Annotated in this window: 24 protein-coding genes; 9 read left to right on the plus strand and 15 right to left on the minus strand. The window is 69.0% G+C overall.

The window, feature by feature from the left end; translation table 11 throughout:
• Positions 1 to 49 precede the first annotated feature (49 nt).
• Both JL100_RS01900 and JL100_RS01905 read right to left on the minus strand, forming a co-directional pair.
• On the minus strand, positions 50 to 1417 hold the full coding sequence (locus tag JL100_RS01900) for an HlyD family type I secretion periplasmic adaptor subunit (protein WP_202684373.1): 1368 nt from the start codon (positions 1415 to 1417) through the stop codon (positions 50 to 52).
• Position 1418: 1 nt separating this feature from the next.
• The gene (locus JL100_RS01905; RefSeq protein ID WP_202684375.1) at positions 1419 to 3149 is read right to left on the minus strand and encodes a type I secretion system permease/ATPase; all 1731 of its coding nucleotides are present in this window, start codon (positions 3147 to 3149) and stop codon (positions 1419 to 1421) included.
• A 624-nt stretch (positions 3150 to 3773) separates the two neighbouring features.
• Between JL100_RS01905 and JL100_RS01910 the strand changes: the two genes are divergently transcribed.
• Positions 3774 to 5078, plus strand: a complete 1305-nt coding sequence (locus JL100_RS01910) for a TIGR03013 family XrtA/PEP-CTERM system glycosyltransferase (protein ID WP_202684377.1) — start codon at positions 3774 to 3776, stop codon at positions 5076 to 5078.
• 37 nt (positions 5079 to 5115) lie between these two features.
• On the opposite strand, the gene JL100_RS01915 is transcribed toward JL100_RS01910, so the two are convergent.
• The 7 genes from JL100_RS01915 to queA form a co-directional block, all read right to left on the minus strand.
• Positions 5116 to 5802 (minus strand): tetratricopeptide repeat protein, encoded by a 687-nt coding sequence (locus JL100_RS01915; protein ID WP_202684379.1) that lies wholly within the window; start codon positions 5800 to 5802, stop codon positions 5116 to 5118.
• Positions 5803 to 5879: 77 nt separating this feature from the next.
• Complete coding sequence (locus tag JL100_RS36640; protein ID WP_202684381.1) at positions 5880 to 6539, minus strand: CatB-related O-acetyltransferase; 660 nt, start codon at positions 6537 to 6539, stop codon at positions 5880 to 5882.
• Positions 6540 to 6552: 13 nt separating this feature from the next.
• The gene (locus JL100_RS01925; protein WP_202684383.1) at positions 6553 to 7539 is read right to left on the minus strand and encodes a calcium/sodium antiporter; all 987 of its coding nucleotides are present in this window, start codon (positions 7537 to 7539) and stop codon (positions 6553 to 6555) included.
• Positions 7540 to 7617: 78 nt separating this feature from the next.
• Positions 7618 to 8700, minus strand: coding sequence for a tRNA epoxyqueuosine(34) reductase QueG (gene queG / locus JL100_RS01930; RefSeq protein WP_202684386.1), 1083 nt, complete (start codon positions 8698 to 8700; stop codon positions 7618 to 7620).
• Complete coding sequence (queF, locus tag JL100_RS01935; protein ID WP_456115314.1) at positions 8687 to 9139, minus strand: preQ(1) synthase; 453 nt, start codon at positions 9137 to 9139, stop codon at positions 8687 to 8689. The genes queG and queF overlap by 14 nt, the downstream gene beginning before the upstream one ends.
• Complete coding sequence (gene tgt / locus JL100_RS01940; protein WP_202684389.1) at positions 9132 to 10352, minus strand: tRNA guanosine(34) transglycosylase Tgt; 1221 nt, start codon at positions 10350 to 10352, stop codon at positions 9132 to 9134. Before tgt ends, queF begins: the two co-directional genes overlap by 8 nt.
• Positions 10349 to 11386, minus strand: a complete 1038-nt coding sequence (gene queA, locus JL100_RS01945; protein WP_202684390.1) for a tRNA preQ1(34) S-adenosylmethionine ribosyltransferase-isomerase QueA — start codon at positions 11384 to 11386, stop codon at positions 10349 to 10351. The genes tgt and queA overlap by 4 nt, the downstream gene beginning before the upstream one ends.
• 117 nt (positions 11387 to 11503) lie before the next feature.
• Here queA and JL100_RS01950 point away from each other — a divergent pair, with 117 nt between their 5' ends.
• Entirely contained in the window at positions 11504 to 12163 is a 660-nt protein-coding gene (locus tag JL100_RS01950; protein ID WP_202684391.1) for a queuosine precursor transporter, read from the plus strand.
• On the opposite strand, the gene JL100_RS01955 is transcribed toward JL100_RS01950, so the two are convergent.
• The 3 genes from JL100_RS01955 to parS form a co-directional block, all read right to left on the minus strand.
• Positions 12164 to 12910, minus strand: a complete 747-nt coding sequence (locus JL100_RS01955) for a hypothetical protein (RefSeq protein WP_202684392.1) — start codon at positions 12908 to 12910, stop codon at positions 12164 to 12166.
• A gap of 100 nt (positions 12911 to 13010) precedes the next feature.
• Positions 13011 to 13508 (minus strand): type II RES/Xre toxin-antitoxin system toxin, encoded by a 498-nt coding sequence (locus tag JL100_RS01960; RefSeq protein ID WP_211113192.1) that lies wholly within the window; start codon positions 13506 to 13508, stop codon positions 13011 to 13013.
• A 5-nt stretch (positions 13509 to 13513) separates the two neighbouring features.
• Positions 13514 to 13999: a type II RES/Xre toxin-antitoxin system antitoxin gene (gene parS, locus JL100_RS01965; RefSeq protein ID WP_202684394.1), complete on the minus strand. Its 486-nt coding sequence runs from the start codon at positions 13997 to 13999 to the stop codon at positions 13514 to 13516.
• A 167-nt stretch (positions 14000 to 14166) separates the two neighbouring features.
• On the opposite strand from parS, the gene JL100_RS01970 reads away from it, so the two are divergent.
• The 4 genes from JL100_RS01970 (at position 14167) to meaB (ending at position 20586) form a co-directional block, all read left to right on the plus strand.
• Positions 14167 to 16002 (plus strand): ABCB family ABC transporter ATP-binding protein/permease, encoded by a 1836-nt coding sequence (locus JL100_RS01970; protein WP_202684395.1) that lies wholly within the window; start codon positions 14167 to 14169, stop codon positions 16000 to 16002.
• 192 nt (positions 16003 to 16194) lie between these two features.
• Positions 16195 to 16743, plus strand: a complete 549-nt coding sequence (locus JL100_RS01975; protein ID WP_202684396.1) for a biliverdin-producing heme oxygenase — start codon at positions 16195 to 16197, stop codon at positions 16741 to 16743.
• Positions 16740 to 19508, plus strand: a complete 2769-nt coding sequence (locus tag JL100_RS01980) for an ATP-binding protein (RefSeq protein ID WP_202684397.1) — start codon at positions 16740 to 16742, stop codon at positions 19506 to 19508. The genes JL100_RS01975 and JL100_RS01980 overlap by 4 nt, the downstream gene beginning before the upstream one ends.
• Before the next feature lie 34 nt (positions 19509 to 19542).
• Complete coding sequence (meaB, locus tag JL100_RS01985; protein WP_202684443.1) at positions 19543 to 20586, plus strand: methylmalonyl Co-A mutase-associated GTPase MeaB; 1044 nt, start codon at positions 19543 to 19545, stop codon at positions 20584 to 20586.
• On the opposite strand, the gene JL100_RS01990 is transcribed toward meaB, so the two are convergent.
• A complete protein-coding gene (locus JL100_RS01990) occupies positions 20583 to 21386 on the minus strand; it encodes a DUF1223 domain-containing protein (RefSeq protein WP_202684398.1) in 804 nt (267 codons plus the stop codon). The two genes, meaB and JL100_RS01990, sit on opposite strands and share 4 nt — an antisense overlap.
• 276 nt (positions 21387 to 21662) lie before the next feature.
• On the opposite strand from JL100_RS01990, the gene JL100_RS01995 reads away from it, so the two are divergent.
• Complete coding sequence (locus JL100_RS01995) at positions 21663 to 21893, plus strand: hypothetical protein (protein WP_202684399.1); 231 nt, start codon at positions 21663 to 21665, stop codon at positions 21891 to 21893.
• On the opposite strand, the gene JL100_RS02000 is transcribed toward JL100_RS01995, so the two are convergent.
• The gene (locus JL100_RS02000; protein WP_202684400.1) at positions 21833 to 22663 is read right to left on the minus strand and encodes an SGNH/GDSL hydrolase family protein; all 831 of its coding nucleotides are present in this window, start codon (positions 22661 to 22663) and stop codon (positions 21833 to 21835) included. The two genes, JL100_RS01995 and JL100_RS02000, sit on opposite strands and share 61 nt — an antisense overlap.
• A 410-nt stretch (positions 22664 to 23073) precedes the next feature.
• Here JL100_RS02000 and JL100_RS02005 point away from each other — a divergent pair, with 410 nt between their 5' ends.
• Positions 23074 to 24246: an OpgC family protein gene (locus JL100_RS02005; RefSeq protein ID WP_407697004.1), complete on the plus strand. Its 1173-nt coding sequence runs from the start codon at positions 23074 to 23076 to the stop codon at positions 24244 to 24246.
• Positions 24247 to 24316: 70 nt separating this feature from the next.
• On the plus strand, positions 24317 to 24958 hold the full coding sequence (locus JL100_RS02010; protein WP_202684402.1) for a DUF3618 domain-containing protein: 642 nt from the start codon (positions 24317 to 24319) through the stop codon (positions 24956 to 24958).
• 73 nt (positions 24959 to 25031) lie between these two features.
• Here JL100_RS02010 and JL100_RS02015 read toward each other — a convergent pair whose 3' ends face one another.
• Entirely contained in the window at positions 25032 to 26318 is a 1287-nt protein-coding gene (locus tag JL100_RS02015; protein ID WP_202684403.1) for a coiled-coil domain-containing protein, read from the minus strand.
• Positions 26319 to 26393: the final 75 nt, after the last annotated feature.

The raw sequence follows: 26393 nt of genomic DNA on the forward strand, positions 1-26393 counted from the left end.
AGCCGCCCCTCGCAGGGCGGCTTTTCTCGTTCCCATATGCCGTCGCCCGCTATTCGCGCATGGCGCGGACGAAGGTGTCCTGCATCGGCTGGATCAGGTAGGAGAGCAGCGTGCGCTCACCCTTCTTGATCACCACTTCGGCCGGCATGCCGGGGATGATGTTCAGGCCGGAGATGCTCTGCTTGCTCTTCTCGTCCACCAGCACGCGCACGTTGAAGTACGGCATGTTGGTCTTGGGGTCGACCAGCCGGTCGGCGGAGACGGTCTTGAGCTGGCCATGGATCATCGGCGTGGTGCGCTGGTTGAAGGCCGGGAAGCGGATCTCCGCCTCCATGCCGACCTGGAGCCCGTCGATGTCGGCCGGACGGATCTGGGCATCCACGACGAGCTGGTCGTTCTGCGGCACGATGTCCATGATGCGGCCGCCCGGGCTGATCACGCCGTCCACCGTGTGGAACGCCATGTCCACCACGACGCCGGTCTCCGGCGCGCGCACTTCCATGCGGCTCAGCTCGGCCGTCGTGGCGTGCAGGCGCTCGGCCGACTCGAACAGGCGGGCCTGGGTCGTGCGCAGGTCGGTCTCGACCTGTTCCAGGAAGGTCTTCTGCGCCTGGGTGATCTGAAGCTCGGCCTCGCCGATCTGCTGGCGGACGCTGGCGATGCGCGACAGGATCTCGCCGCGCTCGGCGGTCAGCTCCTCGACCTCGCGCTCGTACTGCAGGACCTTGTTGGCCGGCGCGTTGCCGCGGTCGGCCAGTTCGCGCAGGCCGTTCAGCTCCTTGTCGAGCAGGGCGCTCTGGCGCAGCTTGGCCTTCTCCTGGATCTCCATGCCGTTGATCTGTTCGAGCGACTGGGCGATCCGGTTGCGCAGGATCGAGGTCTGGCCGATCAGGCTCTCGCGGCGTGCCTCGAAGATGCGCTTCTGCCCGGCCATGGTCTCGGCCAGGTCCCGTTCGGTCCGGGCGCGCTCGATCATGTCGGCGGGGAAGCGGATGTCGGGGAGGCCGTCGCGCTCGGCCAGCATACGGGCCTCCTCGGCCTTCGCCAGGTCGACCTGGGCGCGCAGCATCTGGGCCAGCGACCGGGTCTGGGTCGGGTCCAGGCGGACCAGCACGTCGCCGGCCTGGACCTTCTGGCCGTCGCGCACCAGTATGTCCTGGATGATCCCGCCCTGCAGGTGCTGCACCGACTTGCGGTAGCTATCCACCACGACCGTGCCGCTGGCGATGGCGGCGGTGCTCAGCGGGGCCAGCGCCGACCAGGCGGCAAGGCTGCCGAAGCCGGCCAGGATCACCAGCCAGCCGGCGGTGATCGTGCCGTTGTAGGAGGTCGGGAAATTGGGCTTGGCCTTCGCTCCGCGGCCGGCGGCGGGCTTCGCGGGCAGGAGGCCGGGGTTGGTCTCGATCAGACTGGTCATGTCAGGAAGCCTGCTGGGCGGTCAGGCCCGGCTGGGCCGGGGTGGATGCGGACGCCACGACGGGGCGGGTGAAGCGGGACAGGACTTCGTTCCGGTTGCCGAACATCCGGACGCCGCCGTCGGCCAGCACCAGGATCTGGTCGGTGGCGCTCAGGATGCTGGGCCGGTGGGAGATGATGATCACCGTCGTGCCGGCGCGCTTCAATTCCGAGATGGCGTGGACCAGGGCCGACTCGCCCTCGTCGTCCAGGTTGGAGTTCGGCTCGTCCAGGATCACCAGCGCCGGGCCGCCATAGACCGCGCGGGCCAGGCCGATGCGCTGGCGCTGGCCGCCGGACAGCGCGCAGCCGCCGGTGCCGATCGGGGTGTCGTAGCCCTGGGGCAGCCGCAGGATCATGTCGTGGACGCCGGCCCGCCGGGCGGCGGCGACGATCGCCTCGCTGTCCAGCTCGCCGAACCGGGCGATGTTCTCCGAGACCGAGCCGTCGAACAGCTCGACGTCCTGGGGCAGGTAGCCCATGAAGCTGCCGCGCCGCTCCGGGTCCCAGTTGTGCAGGTCGGCGCCGTCGATCCGCACGGTGCCGGCATAGGGCCGCCAGGCGCCGACCAGCAGCCGGGCGAGGGTGGACTTGCCGGCGCCGCTCGGGCCGATCACGCCCAGCACCTGACCGGCGGCCAGGTCGAAGCTGACCCGCGACAGGGTCGGGGCCGAGCCGCCGGGGGGCACCACCACGACCGTCTCCACCTTCAGGTCGCCGACCGGGCGGGGCAGCTCGGTGCGCGGCACCGCCTTGGGAATGCGGTTCAGCAGCTCGTTCAGGCGGCGATAGGCGATCCGGGCGCCGACGAACTGCTTCCAGGTGCCGATCGCCTGCTCGACCGGGGCCAGCGCGCGGCCCATCAGGATCGAGGCGGCGATGATCACGCCGGGGGAGATCTGCTCGTGGATGGCCAGCCAGGCGCCGCCGCCCAGGATCGCGGTCTGCAGCAGCAGGCGCAGATACTTGGTCAGGCCCATGATGACGCCGGCGCGGTCGCTGGCGATCGCCTGGAGGCGCAGGATCTCCTCGCGCCGGCCCGACCAGCGGCGGCGGAAGTTGCCGAACATGCCCATCGCCTCGAGCACTTCGGCGTTGCGCATGCTGCTCTCGATGGCGCCCGCCGCCACGACCGCGTTGCGGTTGGCCTCCTCCAGCGGCTTCTTGGTCACCGCCTCGTTGACGATGGCCAGGGCGAACAGGAGGATGCCGCCGACAAGCGCGATCAGGCCCAGCATGGGATGGAAGATGAAGATGACCGCCAGGATCAGCGGCGTCCAGGGAGCGTCGAAGAAAGCGAAGATGCCCGACCCGGTCAGGAACTGGCGGACCGTGTCGAAGTCGCGGCTGGCCTGCGCCGGATTGCTGCCGACCCGGTGCAGGCTGGCCTGGAACTGCGCGGACAGGATCCGTTCGCTCATTTCCTGGTCGAGCCGCCCGCCGACGCGGACCAGCACGCGGGACCGGACCACCTCCAGCAGGGCCATCACGCCCAGCAGGCCGACCGTGATCAGGGTCAGCATCAGCAGGGTCGCCTCGCTCCGGCTGTGCAACACCCGGTCGTAGACCTGCATCATGTACATTGGCGACACGAGCATCAGCAGGTTGATGAACGCGCTGAACGCCGCCGTCATGACGAAGGCATTGCGGCAGGTGGCGAGGGCCGCCCTCACTTCCGATTTCTTTTCAGTCATCCCGTCAGCTTCATAAGTTGATCAATGGCGCATGTTGGAAATCCACTGGTTTCCTGTGGAAAACACACCGCCGCCATGAGGCTTTCTAACGCCAGAAGTACATGATTCAGCGTTAAAGAGTCATTAAACCATCGCCGGAAGCTTCTGTAACATTTGTGGAAAGCTCGATGGAACAATTATGAGGCACTGCAACATAAGACATTTCTGCATTGCGTGATGGCCGCCGATAGTAATGAATTATCCTCAAAACGCGCTGGATTTGTAACTAGGCGAAAGGTTCCCTCGCTCCCCCGTTCGATCGATGCCCCGGCGGCGTCAAAGTTCCCGCGCAAACCCAATTTCTCCTTTCGGGACAAGGCGGTACGTCAAAAGGTTTGCCTATTTCATGCACAAGAACGAGTTTCCGGCGGTCAACCGGTGCTATCCTCCGCGCCAAGAACTCATTCAGCGGACCTCGGTCAATGCGCGCTTTTTCATGAAAATTTATAGAATTCTTTCAAAAAGGCGCTTTTGGACAGAAAACCGGGTGGGGGGCAGTTCAATATGATCCGCGTTTTCAACATGTTCATTCCAACTTCTTTCCTTTTCCTGGCTCTTGCCGATGTGGGCGTTCTGGCAAGCGCCATGATCCTGTGTCTCAGCCTGAGCTACGCAACACTCGACATCGTTCTCACGAACCAGGAGGGACATCTTCATCAGACCGTCGTCTTCACGGCTATGACGATCCCTTGCCTGTTCATGATGGGCCTGTACGAGCGCAAATACCTCCTGACCATCAAGGTGCTCTATCTGCGCATCCTGATCGGGCTCGGCCTCTCGTTCCTGTGCCTGATGACGATCTTCTACGTGGTTCCCGGCAGCAGGATCTGGATGAGCGCGCTGTTTCCGGCGCTGGCCCTCGCTTCGGCGGGGCTGCTCGGCAACCGCGCGGTGCTGACCCGGATCGCCAGCATCCAGTCCCTGAAGAACCGGGTGCTCGTGCTGGGGACCGGGCCGCAGGCGCAGCGGATCGAGCGGGCGGAGCGGGAACTTCGGCCGGCCAACTTCATCGTGCTGGGCTTCGCGCCGGTCGAGCCGTGCGCCACCTGCGTGACCGAGAGCCGGGTGGTGCGGGCGAACGACCTGCTGTCCCTGTGTGAGACGCTGAACGCCGACGAGGTGGTCGTGGCCCTGGAACATCCGGAACAGAGCGTCCCGCGCGAGACGCTGCTCCAGTTCCGCCTGAGGGGCATCCGCATCCTGGACACCGCGACCTTCTTCGAGCGGGAGTTCGGCCAGCTCGAGATCGACCGCCCCTATCCCAACTGGCTTCTGTTCTCCAACGGCAGCACCATGGGGCGGTTCGAGACGGCGGTGAAGCGCACCTTCGACGTCGCGGTCAGCCTGGCGTTCCTGCTGTTCGCGCTGCCGCTGCTGTGCTTCACGGCGCTGGCGGTCAAGCTGGAGGACGGCGGGCCGGTCTTCTACCGGCAGGAGCGCGTCGGGCTGAACGGGCGCAAGTTCTCGGTCATCAAGTTCCGCAGCATGCGGGTCGACGCGGAGAAGGACGGCGTCGCCCGCTGGGCGTCGGTCGACGACCCCCGCGTGACCTTCATCGGCGGCATCATCCGCAAGATCCGGATCGACGAGATCCCGCAGATCTTCAACGTGCTGAGCGGCGAGATGAGCTTCGTCGGCCCCCGGCCGGAGCGGCCCACCATCGTCAACGACCTGGTCAAGGACATGTCCTGCTATCCCTATCGGCACATCGTGAAGCCGGGGATCACCGGATGGGCCCAGGTCAACTATCCCTACGGCGCGTCGATCGCCGACGCGCGCGAGAAGCTGAAGTTCGACCTCTACTACGTTAAGAACTGCAGCCTGATGCTCGACCTGATCATCCTGCTCCAGACCGTCCGCGTGGTGATCTGGCCCCAGGGCGTGCGCTGACGGGACCCGGGCCGGCCTGGATCAAACTGCGCGGGCGTCACTCCAGGACATCGTCCTGGAGGTTCTGCAGGATCTCCGCCGCGTCCTCGTCGCCCCGCTCGACCGCGGCTTCCAGCAGGTCCACGATCGTGACCTCGTCCGGCGGGTCCTGGTCGGTCATGTAGAGCACCGCGAGCCGGGTCATGGCCGCGGCCTCGCCCCCGTCGGCGGCGATCCGGTAGAACCGCTTGGCGGCGTCGCGGTCGACCGCCTGGCCCAGCATCCCCTGGTCGTAGGCGAGACCCACATTATAGGCGGCCTTGGCGTTGCCGTACTCCGCCGCCAGCAGGTAGTGGCCGAAGCCGGCATCGGGGTCGGCCGACACGCCGGCTCCCCGGATGTAGCAGTCGCCGATCATGCCGTGGGCCAGCCCGGACAGGGTGTGCTCCGGGTGCTCGGGGTCGTCGGTCTGGTCGGCGGCGTCCTGGAGCAGGGCCAGCGCCCGTTCGGGATCGGTTTCACCCATGACGGGGTCGAGCAGCATGGCGGCGCGGTTGATCAGGGCCGACGGCTCGGCCGAGATCTCGATCAGGGCGTCCAGCACGGCGGCGATCCGCTCGTGGTCAGGCTCCGGGTCCTGCACCAGCAGGCTGGCCAGCAGCTTGGCGGCATTGGTGTAGCGTCCGGCGGCGACGCAATCCTCCGCCGCTTCGTAGACACGTTGAAGATGGGCCGATCCGAGCATCAGGGTTCCAGGACAGTGGGGGCAGCCCCTTATGTGGGGACTGGGTCGGCGGAGCGGGAGGGGCGCCGGCGTGTACGTCAGGTTGCCGCCGCCAGCGCGTCCGGGTCGCCTCCGCTGATCGCGGGGATGTTCCGGGTGATTTTCTCCGCGTCCCAGTCCCACCAGCGCAGCCGCAGCAGCCGCTCGACATCGTGCGGGCCGTAGCGCATGCGGACCACCCGGGCCGGGTTTCCGGCGACCACCGCATAGGGCGGCACGTCCCGCGTCACCACTGCCCGGGCGGCGACGATCGCACCGTCGCCGACGGTGACGCCCGGCAGGATCGTGCTTTTCCAGCCGGTCCAGACGTCGTTGCCGACCACGGTGTCGCCGCGGTCCGGGAACTCGGCCTCGCCGTCGAAGCGCCCGGCCCAGGCGCCCCCGAAGATCAGGAAGGGATAGCTGGACGGTGCAGCGGTCCGGTGGTTGCCGCCGTTCATCAGGAACGCCGTCCCGGTCGCGAGGGCGCAGAACCGGCCGATCCGGAGCCGGTCGCCGGTGAACTCGTAATGGTACAGGACGTTCCGGAGGAAGGCTTCCGGCCCCTCCGGGTCGTCGTAATAGGTGTAGGCGCCGATCTCCACGTTGGGCGGGAGCGGCAGGTTCCGGACGAACATCACCCGGGGGTGTTCCGCCAGCGGGTGCAGGGCGTCGGGGTCGGGTCCGAAGCGCGGATCGTGCCGCCGCTCGCCTGTCATCGGCGCCTCCTCCTCAGGCGAGGCCAACCAGCGCCCGGGCCCCGGGCGATAGCTGGACCGCGAGGTAGGCCGCGTAGCAGCCCAGGAGTGCGACCCCTTCCCAGCGGTTGACGCGCCAGCCGGTGACGGCGAACGCCACCAGCAGCAGGGCCGTCGCGAGCATCACCCAGATGTCGAAGCCGGCGATCTCGGGCGGGATCGAGATCGGCGTGACGACGGCGGTGACGCCGGCGATGCCCAGGATGTTGAAGATGTTGCTGCCCATGATGTTGCCGAAGGCGACGTCCGTGTGCTTCCGGATCGCGGCCATGACCGAGGTGACCAGTTCCGGCAGCGACGTGCCGACCGCCACCAGCGTCAGGCCGATGACCGCCTCGGACAGCCCGGCGGCCCGGGCGATCACCAGGGCCGCGTCGACCAGCAGGCTCGCCCCGTAGACCACGCCGGCGATGCCGCCCACGATGAGCAGCGCCCCCAGCCCGAACCCGATGCCGCGCGGCGGCCGGTCGGCGGCATCGTTCGCCTCGTCGGCGTGGACCTTGGCGGAGGGGCTCCCGCTCTCCCGCTCGGTGAAATAGGTGTAGACGGTGTAGGCGGCGAGCAGAACCAGGAAGACGATGCCGACCCAGCGGGCGAGCGATCCGGCAAGCACCGCCGCCACCATCAGCACGCTGACCCCCACCAGCACCGGCCCGTCGCGCCGGAAGGCCTCCTTGGTCGTCGCCATCGGCAGGATGATCGCGGAGACGCCCAGGATCAGCAGGATGTTGGCGATGTTGCTGCCGACGATGTTGCCGATCGCCACCCCCGGCGCGCCGATCATTGCCGCTTGAAGGCTGGTGACCAGTTCCGGGGTGGAGGTGCCGAAGCCGACCAGCGTCAGCCCGATCAGCATGGGCGAGACGCCCAGGCGCTGCGCCACCGCCACGCTGCCCCTGACCAGGGCCTCGCCCCCGGCCACCAGGAGCACCAGGCCGAACAGGAGTTGAAGGATCGTCATGCCGGAGTCTCTCCCAAGGGGCCTGAAGTCAGGGGCCGTGGATGTCCGCTATCGGTCTGACGCGAAGCCGCTTCATGGTCAAAGGGAAATTTCCGGGGCCGTCCCGCCCAGCCGCTCCAGCGCCCAGCGGGCGGCGTCGCGCACCAGATCCGAGGCGTCGCGGGTCAGCGGCTCCACCACCCGGATGGCGGAGGGATCGCCGCTGTTGCCCAAGGCGGTCAGCACGTTGCGCACGAATCGGTCCCGGCCGATCCGCTTGATCGGGGAGCCGGAGAAGACCTGGCGGAACCCGGCGTCGTCCAGCTGGGCCAGGTCGGCCAGCCGGGGCGCCGTCAGCTCGGCGCGCGGCAGGAAGGCCGCTTCCCGCGTGCGGCGGGCGAACTTGTTCCACGGGCAGGCGGCCAGGCAGTCGTCGCAGCCATAGATCCGGTTGCCCATCAGGGGCCTCAGTTCCTCCGGGATCGGGCCCTTGTGCTCGATCGTCAGGTAGGAGATGCAGCGGCGCGCGTCGAGCCGGTAGGGTTCGGGGAACGCCGCCGTGGGGCAGGCGTCCTGGCAGCGCCGGCAGGAGCCGCAGGCGTCCTTGCCCTGTGCGTCCGGCGGCAGGTCCAGCGCGGTGTAGACCTCCCCCAGGAACAGCCAGGAACCATGCTCGCGTGACACCAGGTTGGTGTGCTTGCCCTGCCAACCCAGCCCGGCCCGCTCGGCCAGCGGCTTCTCCATGACCGGGGCGGTATCGACGAAGACCTTGACCTCCGCCGCGAACTCCCGGTGGACCCACTGGGCGAGCGCCTTCAGCCGGCCCTTGACCACGTCATGGTAGTCGCGCCCGCGGGCATAGACCGAGACGACGCCGCGGTCGGGATGCTCCAGCAGTCCCCTCGGGTCCTCGTGCGGCGCGTAGGACATGCCGAGCGCTATGACGGTGCGGGCTTCCGGCCACAAGACCTGGGGATCGCCCCGGCGGTCGGCCTTCTCCACCATCCAGCCCATGTCGCCGTGCATGCCCCGGGCCAGGAACTCGGCCAGCCGCTCGCGGGCCTCGTCGCCCAGCCCGGCGGGAGCGAACCCGACCGCGTCGAACCCGAGGCCCAGCGCCCGGTCGCGGATCGCTTCCCGGATCCCCTCGGGTGTCCTTTGGCTGGTCTCAGCCGCGGCCACGGTAGGGGGCCACGCCCTGGTCGGGGATCCAGACGCCGTCCGGAGCCGGTCCGGTCTGGTAGAACACGTCGATCGGGATGCCGCCGCGCGGGTACCAGTAGCCGCCGATCCGCAGCCAGGAAGGATTCAGCTCCGCCTCCAGCCGCTTGGCGATGCCGACGGTGCAGGCCTCGTGGAAGGCGCCGTGGTTGCGGAACGAGGTCAGGAACAGCTTCAGCGACTTGCTTTCGACCAGCCAGTCGCCCGGCACATAGTCGATCACCAGGTGCGCGAAGTCGGGCTGGCCGGTGATCGGGCACAGCGAGGTGAACTCGGGGGCGGCGAAGCGCACCAGATAGGCCGTGCCGGGGTGCGGGTTCGGCACGCGCTCCAGCACCGCCTCCTCGGGCGAGGCCGGCTGGGCGGTGTTGCCGCCGAGCTGGGTCAGGCCGTCATAGATCGACTGGGACACTCGAGCTCTCCTCGGGAACGACGGGTATTTTCAGGGAATCGGCCAGGGGATCGGTGACCGCGGGCAGGTCGCCGAGCGCCAGCCCGGCCTCCAGCTCGGCCGCGCGCCGCTCGAAGCAGCCTTCCTCGATGGCGCGCCGCAGCTCCGCCATCAGGTCCTGGTAATAGGTCAGGTTGTGCCAGGTCAGCAGCATCGGCCCCAGCATCTCGCCGGCCCGGAACAGGTGGTGCAGGTATCCGCGGGTGTAGTCGCGGCAGGCGGGGCAGCGGCAGTCCTCGTCCAGCGGACGGGTGTCGTGGGCATGGCGGGCGTTCCGCATGTTCAGCACGCCGCGCCGGACGAAGGCCTGCCCCGTTCGCCCCGACCGGGTCGGCATGACGCAGTCGAACATGTCGATGCCGCGCCGGACCGCGCCGATCAGGTCGCTCGGCCGGCCGACGCCCATCAGGTAGCGGGGGCGGTCCGCCGGCATCAGCGGCGTGGTGAAGTCCAGCACGTCGAACATGGTCTGCTGGCCCTCGCCGACCGCCAGCCCGCCGACCGCGTAGCCGTCGAACCCGATGCCGGTCAGCGCCTCGACCGATTCCGCCCGCAGGTCGGGATAGACGCCGCCCTGCACGATGCCGAACAGCCCGTAGCCCGGCCGCTCCACGAAGGCGTCGCGCGAGCGCCGCGCCCAGCGCATGCTGAGCCTCATCGACTTCTCCGCCACCTCGTGGGTGGCCGGGAAGGGCGTGCACTCGTCCAGGCACATGGTCACGTTGCTGTCCAGCAGGTGCTGGATCCGCATGGACCGCTCCGGCGTCAGGCGGTGGCGCCGCCCGTCCAGGTGCGATTTGAAGGTGACGCCGTCCTCGTCCATGGTCCGCAGGTCGGACAGGGACATCACCTGGAAGCCGCCGGAGTCGGTCAGGATCGGGCCATCCCAGTTCATGAACCTGTGCAGCCCGCCGAACTGGGCCACCCGTTCGGCGGTCGGGCGGAGCATCAGGTGGTAGGTGTTGCCCAGCAGGATCTGCGCGCCGGTCTCCTTCACCGATCCGGGCAGCATGCCCTTGACCGTGCCGACCGTGCCGACGGGCATGAAGGCCGGCGTCTCGACGCTGCCGTGCGCGGTCGTCAGGCGGCCGCGCCGGGCGGCGCCCTCGGTCTTCAGCAGTTCGAAACCAAGGCCCGTCGTCAAACCCGTGGAGGCGGTCATTCCCGAGGTGCCCTTTCCAGCAGCGAGGTGTCGCCGTAGGAATAGAACCGGTACCCCGAGGCGATGGCGTGGGCATAGGCGGCGCGCATGCGGTCGAGCCCGGCGAAGGCCGAGACCAGCATGAACAGCGTCGAGCGGGGGAGATGGAAGTTGGTCAGCAGCAGGTCCACGATCTTGAAACGGTATCCGGGGGTGATGAAGATGTCGGTGTCGCCGCTGAACGGCGCAAGCGTTCCGTCCTCGGCCGCCGCACTTTCCAGCAGCCGGAGCGACGTGGTGCCGACCGCGACGACCCGCCCGCCGGCCCGCCTGGCCTCCGCGACGGCCTCCGCCGTTTCCCGCCCGATCTCGCCCCATTCGGCATGCATGCGGTGGTCGCGGATGTCCTCGACCTTGACCGGCAGGAAGGTGCCGGCCCCGACATGGAGCGTCACCGGAACCCGGCGGATGCCGCGCTCGTCCAGCCGGGCCAGCAGGCCGGGCGTGAAATGCAGCCCGGCGGTCGGCGCGGCGACGGCGCCCTCCCGGGCGGCGAACACCGTCTGGTAATCGTCGCGGTCCGCAGCATCCTCCCCGTCGGGCCGGCGGATATAGGGGGGCAGGGGCATCACGCCGTGGCGGTGCAGCGCCGCCATCAGGTCCGACCCGGCGACGGAGAAGCGCAGCTCGACGTCGCCGCCCTCGCGCTTGCCCCGCACCTCCGCCGACAGGTCGGGCGCGAAAGCGATGGTGTCGCCGACGCGCAGCCGCTTGCCCGGCTTGGCGAAGGCGTGCCAGGTGTCGGCGCCTTCGCGCTTGTGCAGCGTGACCTCCACGCGGACCTCGCCGCGCCGGCCGGTCAGGCGCGCCGGGATCACCCGCGTGTCGTTGTAGACCAGCAGGTCGCCGGGGTTCAGCAGGCCGGGCAGGTCGCGCACGATATGGTCGGCGAAGGTGTCCCCGACATGGAGCAGGCGCGCGGCGTCGCGCGGGCGCGCCGGCTGGTCGGCGATCCTGTCGGGCGGCAGATCGAAATCGAAATCGGCGGTTCTCATGGAGAGCGGCCATATAGTGGATCGAGGGCCGAAGCGAAAGCCCCAACAGGCCGCCGGCATTGACAGGTGCCGCGGCGGCCGGCATAGGGCGCGTTTTGCAGCTTCCCCGGAACAATCATGTCCAGATCGCCGACACCCGGCCATTCTTCCAGCTTTGTCCTGGTCGTCGCCCTGTTCGTGACCTGCCTGATCGTCTCCAACGTCGCGGCGGTCAAGCTGATCATGGTCGGCGGGCTGGTCCTGCCGGCCGCCGTCCTGATCTTCCCCGTCAGCTACATCATCGGCGACGTCCTGACGGAGGTCTACGGCCTGGATGCCGCCCGCCGGGTGATCTGGCTGGGCTTCCTGTGCAACATCCTGGCGGTCGCGGCCTTCGCGCTGGCGCTGGCACTGCCCGCCGCCCCCTTCTGGCACGACCAGGCGGCGTTCGAGGCGATCCTGGGCGCCACGCCGCGCCTGCTGCTGGCGTCCTTCGCGGCCTATCTGGCGGGGGAGTTGGTCAACGCCCATGTCCTGGCCTGGCTGAAGCGCCGGACCGGCGGCCGGCTGCTGTGGGTCCGCACCATCGGCTCGACCCTGGTCGGGCAATTCCTGGACTCCGCCGTGTTCATGACCGTCGCCTTCGCCGGCGTGCTGCCGGCCGAGGCGCTGGCCGGCGCCGCCGTCACCCAGTGGCTGGTCAAGTCGGGCTTCGAGGCGGCCGCGACGCCGTTGACATACCTGGTCGTGGGATACCTGAACCGGACCGAGAACCGGACCGGGCGCTTGCCGGCCTGATCAGCGCAGCCGGACCGGCAAGGTCGTGGTCATCGCCAGGCTTTCCGGCGACCTGGCGTCGAGGCTGCCGTCCGGCCGCGCCGACAGGATGACGTAGCGGCGGGACCCGCCCCGGTCGATCCGGGCCGCGATGTCCTCCCGCCCGTCGCCGGAGAAGCTGCCCGAGGCCAGGATCGTCATGGACCAGGAACCGTCCGCCGACGAAATCAGGAGATTCTCTTCATCGACGACATAGCGCGGGCGGAACGGCGAGTTGTCGTCCTTGGCCTCCAGCGGCGGGCGGAACTCCGCCGGAAGGGTCGCCACGTCCAGGCGCTCGGCGATGGTTCCCGCCAGATGGGACAGCGGCGCCAGATACGTGTCGGGCTGGCGCGCCTGTCGGAGCAGGAACAGGACAGGGCAGCTCCGGTAGGCGTCGAGCACATCGTCCGGCTCGCCCGCCGCGGCGCGCACGCCCTGGTTCAGCAATTTCATATAGTCGGAGCAATTGCTGACGGTGCGGGTACCCTGCGGCGTGGACGCGGTGAAGACCGCGCGCGTCTCGGTCACCGAGGTGCCGTATTCGCTCAGGGCCACGCGCAGCGCCGGATCGAAGATGGCGGCCTTGGGCAGGGGATCGTTCCGCGGGATCAGCGCCCCCCAGATCAGGTGGAACCCGATCGCGACGATCAGGCCCGCCGCGGCGATGCCGGCCAGGAACACGAAGGTCCGGGTATCGTCTGATCTTTCCGGGCCGTTCATGAACATTCCGATGCCGTTTCCACCCTGCCGACACTGCCTCCGCCCCATGATGGCATAAGAAGCTTTGGTCATGCACGGTTTTTGGACAGGAAAGGCGCCGCGGTTCTCAGGCGGCCGGGGGATGTAGCCGGGTGTCGAGCGCGAACCGTTCCTGCGAACGGAGGGAATAGGATCCTGCCGCGCCGGAGGCGACGAAGAGCAGGTTCCAACTCCGGGATGAAACCGCGCTGGGTATCACGACGAACTTGTGCCGGCTCAACAACTCGTCCCCGAATTGCTGCTGGCCGGCGCTCGGGATGCCCGGCCTCAGCCAGCTAGCGTTGGGGAGGGTCGATGGATCGACGACATGAATGCTGGACGGGTCGGTAACGGCCATCGCCGTCAGCACATGCGGCACGGTGTCCAGCGCCTTGAAGCCTTTGTGCACCGCGACCTCCAGGATGGCAGTCGCCGGATCGATGGAGCAATAGACGGCCCGCACGCCCCTGCTGTTCCACCGGCCGCCGACCAGGTACGCGCCCTCGCCGCTGTCCCAGGTCGAGGCATATCCGGCCTGGTCCAGGCGCCATGCGACGATTTCACCACCGCCCAGCGCGGCCGGCAAGGGAGTCACGTGTAGACGCCGTATTCCAGTCGATGCAGGAAGTCCTGAACCATCTCCACGCCGGCCGGCGTCGCGAGCAGGTCGATCGGGCGACGCTGGTCCAGGCCGGTGGCGGGCCGGTCCAGCCATTGTTCCGCCTCCTCCTGCGAACCGAATACCTCGGTCGCCTTGGCGAGGATCTCGGCGAACTTCCAGGCCCGGCCGCTCTGCTCCTGGCCAAGCGGCTTTTCAGGGGATTCCCGTCGCCGCTGCAGGGTGCGCAGGCTCATCCCGACGGCCCTGTCGAGTGAGTTGGATCTTTTGAGAACCACAAGATTTCCGAAAAGATGGTCGAGCGCCCGACCCGGCAGCCCTTGCATGAGCATGTCGTGCGCCTCCAGCGGCGTCCTGAGCTCATGGCGGAAAACCCTGGACCCGCCGAGCAACTCCACGACCCGCTGCACATCTTCCCTGCCGGACGCTGCCGGATACCGGTCGGCCGGGTCAGCCATCGTCTTCCTCCGCCAAGTGTCGCTCCAGAAATGACAGGTGACGCAGGCGGTTTCAAGCGCTACATGCCATGCCCTGCCGGATCACCGCCCCTCCCGCCCCGGTGGACTCCCGCACCCCGCCGGCCTAGGTTAGCTCTTCAGGATCCAGCGGCATCAGGCCAGCCTTCATGAGCGTCACCGACACGACCCGCTTCACCCGTGCCAAAAAGCTGGGGGAGCGGGAGACCATCCGTTCCCTGCTGCCCTACCTCTGGCCCCGCGGCGAGACCGAGCTGCGGGTCCGCGTCGTCGCCGCGATGGCCTGCCTGATCGTCGCCAAGCTGGCGAACGTCTACGTCCCGATCCTCTACAAGCAGGCGGTCGACGCGCTGGGCGCCACGGGGGCCGCGGCGGTGGCGCTGCCGGTCGGGCTGATCCTGGCCTACGGCCTCGCCCGCGTGCTGGCCCTGGCGTTCGGGGAACTGCGCGACGCGATCTTCGCCAAGGTGGCGCAAAGGTCGATCCGGTCGGTGGCGCTCAACGTCTTCCGGCACCTGCACGCGCTGTCGCTGCGATTCCACCTGGAACGCCAGACCGGCGGGCTGTCGCGCTCGATCGAGCGGGGCACGCGGGCGATCCAGACGCTGCTGTCCTTCATGCTGTTCAACATCCTGCCGACCCTGCTGGAGATCCTGCTGGTCTGCGCGATCCTGTGGGGCATGTTCAACGTCTGGTTCGCGCTGGCGACCTTCCTGACGGTGGTCGCCTACATCGCCTACACCCTGGTCATCACCGAGTGGCGGATGAAGTTCCGCCGCGAGATGAACGAGATGGACAACCAGGCCAACACCAAGGCGATCGACAGCCTGCTCAACTACGAGACGGTCAAGTATTTCGGCAACGAGGACCACGAGGCCCGGCGCTACGACGGCGCGCTCCGCTCCTACGAGTCGGCGGCGGTACGCAGCCAGACCAGCCTGTCCCTGCTGAACATCGGCCAGGCGGCGATCATCTCGGTCGGGCTGACCATCGTGATGTACATGGCGGCGCGCGGCATCATGAACGGGACCATGACGCTGGGCGACTTCGTGCTGGTCAACACCTACCTGCTCCAGCTCTACCAGCCGCTCAACTTCTTCGGCTTCGTCTACCGCGAGATCAAGCAGAGCCTCGCCGACATGGAGAAGATGTTCGAGCTGCTCGACATCGACCGGGAGGTCGCCGACGCTGACGACGCCAGGCCGCTGGCGGTGGAGGGCGCCACCGTCGCGTTCGAGGGGGTGGAGTTCGGCTACGATCCCCGGCGCCCCATCCTCAAGGGCGTATCGCTGGCCGTGCCCGCCGGCCGCACCGTCGCGATCGTCGGTCCCAGCGGCGCCGGCAAGTCGACCATCAGCCGGCTGCTGTTCCGGTTCTACGATCCGGGCGCCGGCCGCATCCTGATCGACGGGCAGGACATTTCGAAAGTGACCCAGGCGTCGCTCCGCGCCGCGATCGGCATCGTCCCCCAGGATACGGTGCTGTTCAACGACACGATCTTCTACAACATCGCCTACGGCCGCCCCGGCGCCACGGTGGAGGAGGTCGAGCAGGCCGCCCGCCTCGCCCATATCCACGATTTCATCACCCGGTTGCCCGACGGCTACAAGTCCATGGTCGGGGAACGCGGGCTGAAGCTGTCGGGCGGCGAGAAGCAGCGTGTCGCGATCGCGCGGACCATCCTGAAGCGGCCGGCGATCCTGCTGTTCGACGAGGCGACCTCGGCGCTCGACACCCACACCGAGCGGGAGATCCAGGCCAACCTGCGCGAGGTCAGCCGGGGCCGCACCACCCTGGTGATCGCGCACCGGCTGTCCACCGTGATCGACGCCGACGAGATCATCGTGCTGGAGGACGGCCGCATCGTCGAGCGCGGGCGCCACGCCGACCTGCTGGCCGGCGGCGGCGCCTATTCCGCCATGTGGACCCGACAGCAGGAGGCAGCCGGGGAGAAGGCGATCGAGCGCATGCCGGTGACCTTCTGAAAGGGTCGCGGGCTCCGCCCAGCGTCAAGTTGCCCCGATCGGAAGTATCGATTTGGTGGTGCATACCAACTCTTCATATTGTAACCTTGTTTAATGGTTGAAACAGAGCCTTTCCATACCCGGAATGTTGAACAGCCCGTTCCGCCCACTGCCGAGAACGTTGTGCGGCGGATGAGGGAGGCCACGTGGCCGGTGCATGAAAGACTGCATCTCCACCCCGTCCTTCGCCCGCTCACGCAACGCCACCCGGCACCGGAAGGCTATCTGGGCGCCGTACGTGCGCTGTACGGGTTCGTCATCCCGATGGAGCCGCTGCTCGGCGCCGAAGCCGAGGGACGGACCGCCCGGGCGCCGCTGCTCGCCGCCGACCTGGAATGCCTCGCGGAGGGCGGCGCCGACAGGCCGGAGCCGCCGCTCGCCGGGGACCTCCCGAACCCCGCCACGGCGGCGGCCCGGCTCGGCTGCCGCTGGGTGCTGGACGGTTCGGCCCATGGGGGCCGGGCGATGCTGCCCCATCTCCAGCGCAGCCTTGGCGTCGGCCCCGACCGCGGCGCCGCCTATTTCGCTTCCGCCGGCCTCGACCTGGCGGCGGAACGCCGGTCGCTCCAGGCATTGCTGGACCGTTTCGTCACCACCGAAGACACCTGCCGGGAAGCGATCGAGGCGGCGGGAGCGACGTTCTCCGCTCTCGAACGCTGGCTCGACCAGCTTCGCGATTCCTGCGGGACTCCCCGACCATGACCGATCTAGTCCCGACCGCGATCCCCGCGCCGGAAGCGCCGTCGCTCAGCGATTGCGCCCGGGAGCCGATCCATATTCCGGGCGCGGTCCAGGCGCACGGCACGCTGCTGGTGCTCGCGGAGCCGGACCTGACGGTGACCCACGCGGCGGCCAACCTGGCCCGCTACCTGGGCGTCCCCCTGGAGGAGGTGCTGGGTTTCCCGCTGGAGCGGAGTTGCCCGGCCGGCGCCGCGGCGCTACGGGCGGCCCTCGCGGAAGAGGCCCGCGGCATCGGTCCGGCGGTCCGCTTCGATTTCGAGCCCCCTGCCGGCCGGCCGGTGCTGGAGGCCCGCTTCCATCGCCATGACGGCCGGGCGCTGCTCGAGCTCGAACCACCCGGGGAGGACGCTCCGGGCGGCGCCGGGCCGCCGGATCTCGCCGGCTTCATCGAATACCTCGAAGGCTGCGCCACCCGATACGACATCGCCCGGCGGACCGCGGACCTGGTCTCGCGGTCCACAGGGTTCGACCGGGTGATGGTATACCGTTTCCTGCCGGACTGGAGCGGGGACGTCATCGCCGAGGTCAGGCACGCCACCGAACCGGCCTACCTAGGCCTCCATTTCCCGGCCAGCGACATCCCGCTGCAGGCGCGCGAGCTCTACCGCGTGAACCTGCTTCGGTCCATCGCCGACGTCCGTGGCGAGGTGGTGCCGCTGGTCGCCGACCCCACCGGGCGCGACGTCGCCCGGCCGGTCGACCTGGGCCGAAGCAACCTGCGGGCGGTCTCGCCGATCCATCTGGAATACCTGCGCAACATGGGCGTCGGCGCCACCCTGGTCGCCTCGCTCATGGTCGGAGGGCGGCTATGGGGCTTGATCGCCTGCCACCACGCGACCGGGCGGAGGTGCGGCGCCGGGACGCGCGACCTGCTGTCCCGCATCGCCCTGATCGCCGCCGGAGCGCTGGAGCGCAGCATCGCCGCCGACATCGCGCAGGCCCGCCGGCGCACCGAAGCCCGCTTGGCGGCGCTCGACGGCGTCTTCGACAGCGGACGGGACAGCGTCGCGGCGCTGCTCTGCGGCGACCGCGGCCTGCGCGACCTCGGCATGGCGGATGGCGTGGCCCTCTATGTGGACGGTGCGGTGGCCGCGTTCGGCCGCACGCCGGACACCCACGAGATCCGTCACCTGGTCGAGCGCCACGGCACTTCCGCGCCCGGCGGGACCTGCGGCGCCGTGGTCGCCACCGACTGCCTGGACGAGCTGGAGCCGCAGGCGAGCGCGTTCGACGAGACCGTCGCCGGAATGCTCATGGTCGAGCTCGCGGCGCGGCCAAGGCTGGTGGCGCTGGCTTTCCGGCGGGAGGTCATCCAGGAGATCTTCTGGGGCGGCGATCCGCAGAAGCCCGCCTCCGCCGAGGATGGCCGGCTCAGCCCGCGCAAGAGCTTCGAGCGCTGGCGCCAGACCGTCACGGGCCGCTGCCCGCCCTGGTCGCCCGAGGTGGTGGACGGCTGGGGGGAACTGCCCGCGCGGCTGGTCGCCGCGGCGGGCGGTGCGGACCGGCTGGCCGACCGGCTGGTGGGCGACATCCGGCGCTTCCATACCTGGACCCGGTTCGACGAGCCCGCCGTCCACGGCCTGATCGACGTGCTGCCGGGGGCGGTGCTGGTGGCGCGCCGGGCGGCCGGGGACTCGGTCTTTCACGCCTTCACCATGAACCGGGAGTTCCGGCGCATCTTCGACATCGTCCCGGACGAGGTGGCCGGCCGCCGGATCGACGACGTGCTGAGCCTGCTCGGCGTGCCTCCGGCGATCCGCGCCATGATTCCGGGCGCCAGCGCGGAGACCACCCTGATGGCGTCGGCCGCCGGCGAGCGCACCGTCTCGATCAGCCGGCGGTCGCTGCTCAAGGTCGATACCGAGGACGACGGCACCGCCCTGTCGGCCTGGGTGTTCCAGGACATCACCAGCCACCGCCGGACGGAGGAGGCGCTGCGCACCGCGCGCGACCAGGCGCTGGTCGCCAGCCGCTCCAAATCCGCCTTCCTGGCCAACATGAGCCACGAACTGCGCACGCCGCTCAACGCGATCATCGGGTTTTCCGAATTGCTGGCGGACGAGTTGTTCGGGCCGCTGGGCGACGCCAAGTACAAGGAATACGTCAACGACATCCGCCACGCCGGCGAGCACCTGCTGTCGCTGATCAGCGACCTGCTCGACATCTCCAAGATCGAGGCCGGGCGGCGCACGATCAACGAGGACCTGATCGATCTCGGCTCCCTGGTGGCGCGGTGCTGCTCGATGATCTCCGACCTGGCGCGCCGGGGCGACGTCCAGCTGGAGTGGCATATTCCTGCGACGGCGCCCAACCTGCACGCCGATGCCCGGGCGGTGCGGCAGATCGTCGTCAACCTGCTGTCCAACGCGGTGAAGTTCACGCCTGCCGGCGGCACCGTCACCTGCCGTACCCTGGCCTTGCAGGACGGCGGCGTCGCGATCGAAGTCCAGGACACCGGCATCGGCATCGCGGAAGAGCACCTCGACCGCGTGCTGGAACCGTTCTACCAGGTGGACAACAGCCTGACCCGCCAGGTCGGCGGCACCGGACTCGGCCTGTCGCTGGTCAACGCGATCGCCAACCTGCACCAGGGCCGGCTGGTGCTGGAAAGCAAGGTCGGCTGCGGAACAACGGCGCGGGTGGAATTCCCGCCCTGGCGCACCGTCCCCGCCCAGGACGGGCATTCCCGGGCCGGGCTCGCGGTCCAGGCGGCGCCGGCCGCTTGAGCGCCGCCGTGCCGCCCTGTAGGTTGAAGCCATGATGCGCAGATCCTCCTCCGCCTCCCGCGCCGCCTCCCGCGCCGCCGTGCCGCCCGCCGCCGAAACCGCGGAGGCGATCCGCTCGGGCGACCGGCGCGCCCTGGCCCGCGCCATCACGATGATCGAGTCGAGCCGGCCCGACCACCGCGAGCGCGCCGAGGCGCTTCTGGCCGAGCTTCTGCCCCATACCGGCAGGTCGGTGCGGATCGGCATCTCGGGCGTGCCGGGCGTCGGCAAGTCCACCTTCATCGAGACCTTCGGCCTTCACGTGATCGGGCAGGGGCACCGGATCGCGGTGCTGGCGGTGGATCCGTCCTCCCAGCGCACCGGCGGCTCGATCCTGGGCGACAAGACCCGGATGGAGGAGCTGACCCGCAACCCTGCCGCCTTCATCCGGCCGTCGCCCAGCGGCGGCACCCTGGGCGGCGTCGCCCGGCGCACCCGGGAAGCCATGCTCGCCTGCGAGGCGGCCGGCTACGACGTCGTCGTGGTCGAGACGGTCGGCGTCGGCCAGTCGGAAACCGCCGTGGCTGACATGGTCGACCTGTTCATGCTCCTGCTGCTGCCCGGCGGCGGCGACGAGCTCCAGGGCATCAAGAAGGGGATCGTCGAGCTGGCCGACCTGATTGTGGTCAACAAGGCCGACGGCGCCCTGGTCGACGCGGCCCGCCACGCCGTCGCCGAGTACCGGCACGCGCTGGCGCTGCTGCGCTCGCCGTCGAAGGACTGGAAGGTGCCTGTGCTGACCTGCTCGGCCGCGACCGGAACCGGCGTGCCGGAGATCTGGGAGACCGTCGGGCGCTACCGGGGCACCCTGTCCGCCTCCGGCGCCCTGGACGCCCGCCGGGCCGAGCAGGCGCGCGCCTGGATGTGGAGCGAGATCGCCGAAACCCTGACCGACGCCTTCCGCCGCCACCCCGCCGTCCGCGCGGAACTGCCCTGCGCCGAGCAGGCGGTGACCCATGCCGAGACGACCCCGACCGCGGCGGCCCGCGCCCTGCTGGAGAAGTTCCTGGGCTCCTCGGGGGCCGGAGGGGGCTGCTAAAGCGGAGTCGCCCCGCCGCCGCGGCTCGCCCGGACCATGCGGGTGACCGCCTCCCACGGATCGGCGCCAACCCCCAGGAGGCTGCGTTCCTGGCGCGCCGCGCCCAGGATGGCGGCCGGACGGCCCGCCTCGTCGAGTTCCTGGACCAGCACGGCCACCCCCTGGCCAGCCGGCGCCGGCAATGTGCGCAGCCGGCAGGAGTCGCCTGTCCAGGCGCCCAGATCGGTCACGTCGCGCACCACATGGCTGTGGGAAAGCCGGCGGCCGCGGTTCTCGCCCGCCTTTACCAGGACGCCGCGCCGCAGATCGTAGCGCACCGCAAGGATGCGGGTCTCGCGCTTCCGGTGGCCGGCGGGAATCGTGATGTCCAGTCCGCCGGCCTGCTCCCGGAGGCCGACGCCGGTCCTGCTTCGCCGTGTCTGCCCGTGCGCAGCGCGCCGCGCCGCGACGGCCTGGCCGACCAGGCGGGCGTTGCCGCCGAACACCTCGGCCGATCCGTCGATCACCATCTGCGGCGTGTAGACCGAGGACCGGCCGAGGGCGTCGTTGTAGTCGCGCTGGCGCCGGGTCGCCCAGTCCGTGGCGAACGGGTCGGCCCAGCCGAGATCGTCCCAGCAATCCACATGGAATGACAGCGCCAGGACGTCGGGCCGGCCGGCCAGCTCGTTCAGCAGCACGTCTGCCGCCGGCGATGACGAGCATCCTTCCGACGTGAACAGTTCCACCACGGTCGGCCGGTCGGCGCAGCCCGAGCCGAACAGGAACCCCATCGGCATTGCGACGGCGGCGATCCCCAACATGTCCTAGTCCCCCGGTCTTCTGCCCGGTCCGTTGGCAGAAGCCTTCATGAGAAAAAAACTTCCGGTTCCGGCGCGATCATAGCCGGTCAGGAGCGTGTTCCGTCAGTGACCCGGCCGGTGTTACGACCAAAGAGAGGCAAATGCTTCCATCGGCATTGCCCGCCGCCTCTCCTCTCCGTACGGCTTTTCTTCCAACGGAAGCCGGGATGTCACATTTTTGACACCCTCTCCAAATGTTTCCATAACTAGCATCGCCCGGTATGGGGGAGGATCGACATGAACAACGGACTCGGATTCGACATGAACGTGCTGATACGCCGGATTGCCGGCGAGCGTATGATGTCGCGGTTTTCGGAAGGCCCCGAAGAGCAGTTGCCCGTCCAGATGCAGGCGATCCTGGCGCTGACCGCCGCCGTCGCCTGCTGGGGCTTCGTCGGCGCCGTGTTCTACCTGGGCATTTCCGCGTTGCGCACCGCGGTCGGGCCGCTCAGCACCTTGATCGTCTGACCGGCGGGCGGCTGGACCGCCGGAATCGTCGCCGGGACGATGGCGTCGGCCATCAGTTCCGCAAGGCAGCGATAGCTCGCGTCGGTCATGTGCAGCTGGTCGCTGGACAGCATGGTGGCCGGGGTGAACTGCTTGTTGTCCAGCCAGTGTTTCATCACCTCGCTGCGGCGGAACACGGGGATGCCGTGCGCCGCTCCCAGGGCGCGGACCGCGTCCACATATGCGGCGTAGGTCGCGTTGCCCGCCTGCTTGGGCAGGAACTGCGGCTCCAGCAGCATCAGGTCGGCGCCCGCCTCCCGGATACGCCGGATACCTTCCGTCGCCTGGATACCGAAGAGCTTCGCGTCGACCTTGCCCAGCGCGTCGTTGGTGCCTAGCTGCCAGATCACCAGGTCGGGCTTCAGCGCCAGCACGTCGCGGTCGAGCCGGGCCAGGGTCCCCGCCGCCTTCTCGCCCCCGATCCCCTTGTTCACCACCTCGATCTTCACGCCGGGAAAGCGGGCTTCCAGGATCCGGTCGAGCTGCGCGGGATAGGTCATGGCCGGTCCCGAGCTGCCCGTCCCCTGGGTGCTCGAAGAGCCGACCGCGACGATGCGCAAATCCTTCTTGCGGCTGAGCGCCGCGCTGGTCCTTGGCAGCTCGCGCGCCGAGGCGGGGATCATCAGCGACGGGGCGGCACACTGCTCGGGAGCCTGTCCCGCGGCGCTCCCGGCCATCATGCCGATCCAGACGATAGCGGACAGAACTGCGGGGAAGACTTGCCTGGCCATGGTTCGGAAGCGCTCGCTCGGCTGCTGTTGCTGTGACGCCGCCATGAGCCTGGCGGGATGCCCGGCGACGGCAGAGCCTATCGGTTCCAATCGTGGCCGAAGTGTGAATTGCAGGGCGCGCGGATCATTCCCGGCGGCGGTGTTGCCGATGCGCAACCAAGGCAAACGCCCGGCGGAAGCGGAACGGTTCCCTCCGGCGCAGAGCGATCGGCTCGATCCCTTCGCTGCCCTTTGAACTCAAAGGGGTATTGAAAGACCCCCCTGGGAATGAACATGATCAGCAACGGTTCATTCGACCTGTATAAATCAAATTTCCTGTAAACAAGAACGCAGTCGCCCCGGGCGCGGAGTGTGCCATGAAGCGTTTTGCAATCCTCGACGGTTTGCGCGGTTATTTCCTCGTATTTATGATGATTAACCATTTACCTTTCCAGGGCGACCTGTTGCTCGCGCTCTTCAACCACTGCGAACTGGGTTATGTCGAAGATGCCCAGGGGTTCGTCTTCATCTCCGGCGTCATCATTGGGCTCTACTACACGCGCATGATCGCGAAGGGGCAGACGTCCCTGATGGACGCCAAGATCCTCAATCGGGCCTACGAACTCTATGTCTACGCGGTCGTCGTGCTGGCGCTGGTCCTGTTCCTGGCCGTGCTGGTGCCCAACTCCCGCCCTCTCTGGGGCCATTACATGTGGGAGATGTACCAGACGCCGACCCTGACCGCCGTCTCGGCGTTCCTGCTGCTTTACCAGCCCACCTTCATGGACATCCTGCCGCAGTACATCGCCTATCTGGTCGCGTCGCCGCTGCTGCTGCGCTGGGTCGCGCGCGGTTACTGGCGCGAGGTGCTGGGCGGCAGCGTCCTGCTGTGGATGATGGTTCAGCTGGGGATCCATCTGCCGGCGATCCGGATCTTCCAGGAGACGGTCGGAGCCTTCGCCCCCGGCTTCGTGCTGCGCGGCCACTTCAACCCGCTCGGCTGGCAGATCGTGTTCGTCACCGGGCTGCTGCTCGGCGCGGCCGACGCCCGGGGCAAGCTGGATTGGGACCGCTGGTTCTCGCCCCGGCGCACCGACCTGCTGAAGGTCTCGATCGTGCTGGTCCTGCTGTTCATGGCCTTCAGGCTGGGCTTCACCAACGGCCTCGTGCCCGACAGCATGGCGCTGCGGTTCGACCTCTACAACAACCGGGGAGAGTTCGCCCTCGTCTACCTGCTGAACTTCGCGGGGCTGGCCTACCTGGTCGCCTGGCTGCTGGTCGCCGGTCGCGAGGCGGCATCGCCGGTCGCGCGGACCGCCGGCATCTGGCTGAACCGGCTGTTCACGTGGCGGTTCCTGACCTTCATCGGCAAGCATTCGCTCCAGGTCTATGCTTTCCATGTGGTGGTGGTGTACGTGATCCTCGGGTTCGACGGCAGGATCGGCCCCTTCGCCGAAGGGACCAAGACGGCGATCGCGCTGCTGGCCATCGCCAGCCTGATGATCCCCGCCTGGATCCATGCCAACCATGCCGCCTGGATCGACCAGGGCGGCGGCCTGGCGCCCCAGCCCCGGACCGCCGCCGGGGGGCGTACCCGGAACTAACGGGGGACCGGGTGGTTTGCAGGAGAAGGCGGCAGGAAGAGCCGCGACTCAATGCAATGGAAGGCTGGAGATGGCGAACACGGACCAAAGGACCCCGGAGCAGATCGAACGGGAAATCGAACAGACCCGGCAGAATACCGCCGCGACCCTTGCGGCCATCGAGGACCGTCTCTCGCCGGGCCGCATGATGGACGAGGTCTGGGGCTATCTGCGCAGCAGCGGCCAGGGTCAGACCTTCGTGTCGAATCTCTCGACGACCGTGCGTGACAACCCGATCCCCGTGGCGCTGCTGGCGATCAGCGTCGCCTGGCTTGCCATCGCCGGGTCGCGCGGCGAGAAGCGGCGCGACCGCTGGACTCCGGAGCGGGCGGGGCGGCTCGAAGAGTTCGATTACGACGACGCGGTGCTGACCGAGGATGCGTTCGACTACGGCGCTCCCGCCCATGGCGGCCCCCGGTACGGCGGGGCGGAGCGGCACAGGGTGGACTATGTCGATCCCGACACCCACCACCAGCATGTCTCGTCTTCGCGCCCCGGCGCCCCGGAAGGCAACGCCCCGTCCCCGGACACGCTGCTCGGCCGCGATACCGCTTCGATCAAGGCCCGCGACGCCGCGAAGGTGTTCGAGGCGCCGAACGGACCGGGCCTGAGTTCGGGCTCTCCCGCCAGGGCCGAGACGACCACCACGGTGACTCCGCAGACCCGTCCCTGACGTCGGCGCGGCACACGCGTGAAAAAGCCCGCCCCCCCCGATCGGGGAGGCGGGCTTTTTCACGCCGTCTTCCTTACTGCTGCGCCGGCGCCTGTTCCGGCTGCTGCTGCTGGGGGGCCGCCTCGCCGCCGGGCTGCTGGATCCCCTCCATCCGGCGCTGCTCCAGCGCCTGGAGCTGGGCGGTCTGTTCGGCCACCTGGTCGCGGAGCTGCGCCAGCCCCTGCTGCTCCTGCTGAAGGGTCTGGCGGGCCTCCTGGATGCGCTGCTCGACCGCCTGGAGCTCGCCGGTGCGGCCGGTCACGTCGTCGCTCAGCCGGGCGACGTTGCGGCGGGCTTCCACCTCGGCCTCGCGCGCCTGCCGGGCGCTCTCGACCACTTCCTCAAGGCGGGCCTGCTGGGCGTCGGCCCGGGCCGTAAGGTCGGCGAGCCGCTGGTCGGCCGAGCCCAGCTCGGCGTTGCGCTGCTCGATCTGCTGAACGATCCCGGCCAGCTCCTGACGGCGCTGCTCGATCTCGGCGGCCGCCTGCTGGTTTTGCTGGACCGTCTGCTCCAGCTCGCGGCGGGCGTTCTCCAGTTCCTGCCGGGCGCCGGTGAGCTGGTCGTTGGCATCGGCCAACTCCTGGCGGACCCGATTCAGCTCCTGCCGGGACTGGTCGAGCTGGGCGACCGCGGCCTCGGCCTGCTGGGCGGCCTGAGCCGCCTGGTCGGCTTTCGTGGCGGACTCCTGGCTGAGCGCCGCGACGCTGTCGCGGAGCTGCGCTTCCTGCTGGCGGACCTCGGCGACGCGCTGGGCGATCTGCTCGGCCTCCGACGTCCGCTGGGCGACCTGGTCGGTCATCGCGGCCAGCTGGTCGCGGATGGCGGCCTGCTGCTGTCCGGACTCGGCGACCTGGGCCTGGGTCCGTTCCAGCTGCTGGGTCTGCTGGCGAAGCTGCTCGACGACCTGCGCCGTCTGCTGCTCGGCCTCGGCGCGCTGCTGCAGGATCGCCTGGGTCTCGGCCTGGGCCGCTTCCCTCTGGGAGTTGAGCTCCTGGAGCTGTTGCTGGGCGGACTGGATCTCCTGGCCCAGCCGGTTCACCTCGCCGGCCAGCCGGCGCTCGTCCTCCACGGTGGTGCGCAGCCGCTCCAGGTCGCCCTGGAAGGCTTGCCGCTCCTCGCGGGCCGTGTCGCGCTCGCCCGTCACGGCGGCGAGGGTCTGCTGGTGTTCCCGCTCGCGCTGGGCGAGCTGTTCCTCCAGCCTGCTGCTCTGGACCCCGAAGGAGATTGCCGCGATCACCGCGATGACCGCCACCACGGCCAGTCCCAACAGGTAGTACCGCAAGTTCCCCCGACGCGCGTCGGGTTCATGCGAGCTGGTCATGGATGTCCTCTTCGTGCTTGCTGGTCGCCCGGAGCCGTCCCCTGGAGTCCTGCCGGCTCCGGGCCTCCGTCGGCG

It is taken from the genome of Skermanella mucosa (assembly GCF_016765655.2).
Classification (GTDB): domain Bacteria; phylum Pseudomonadota; class Alphaproteobacteria; order Azospirillales; family Azospirillaceae; genus Skermanella; species Skermanella mucosa.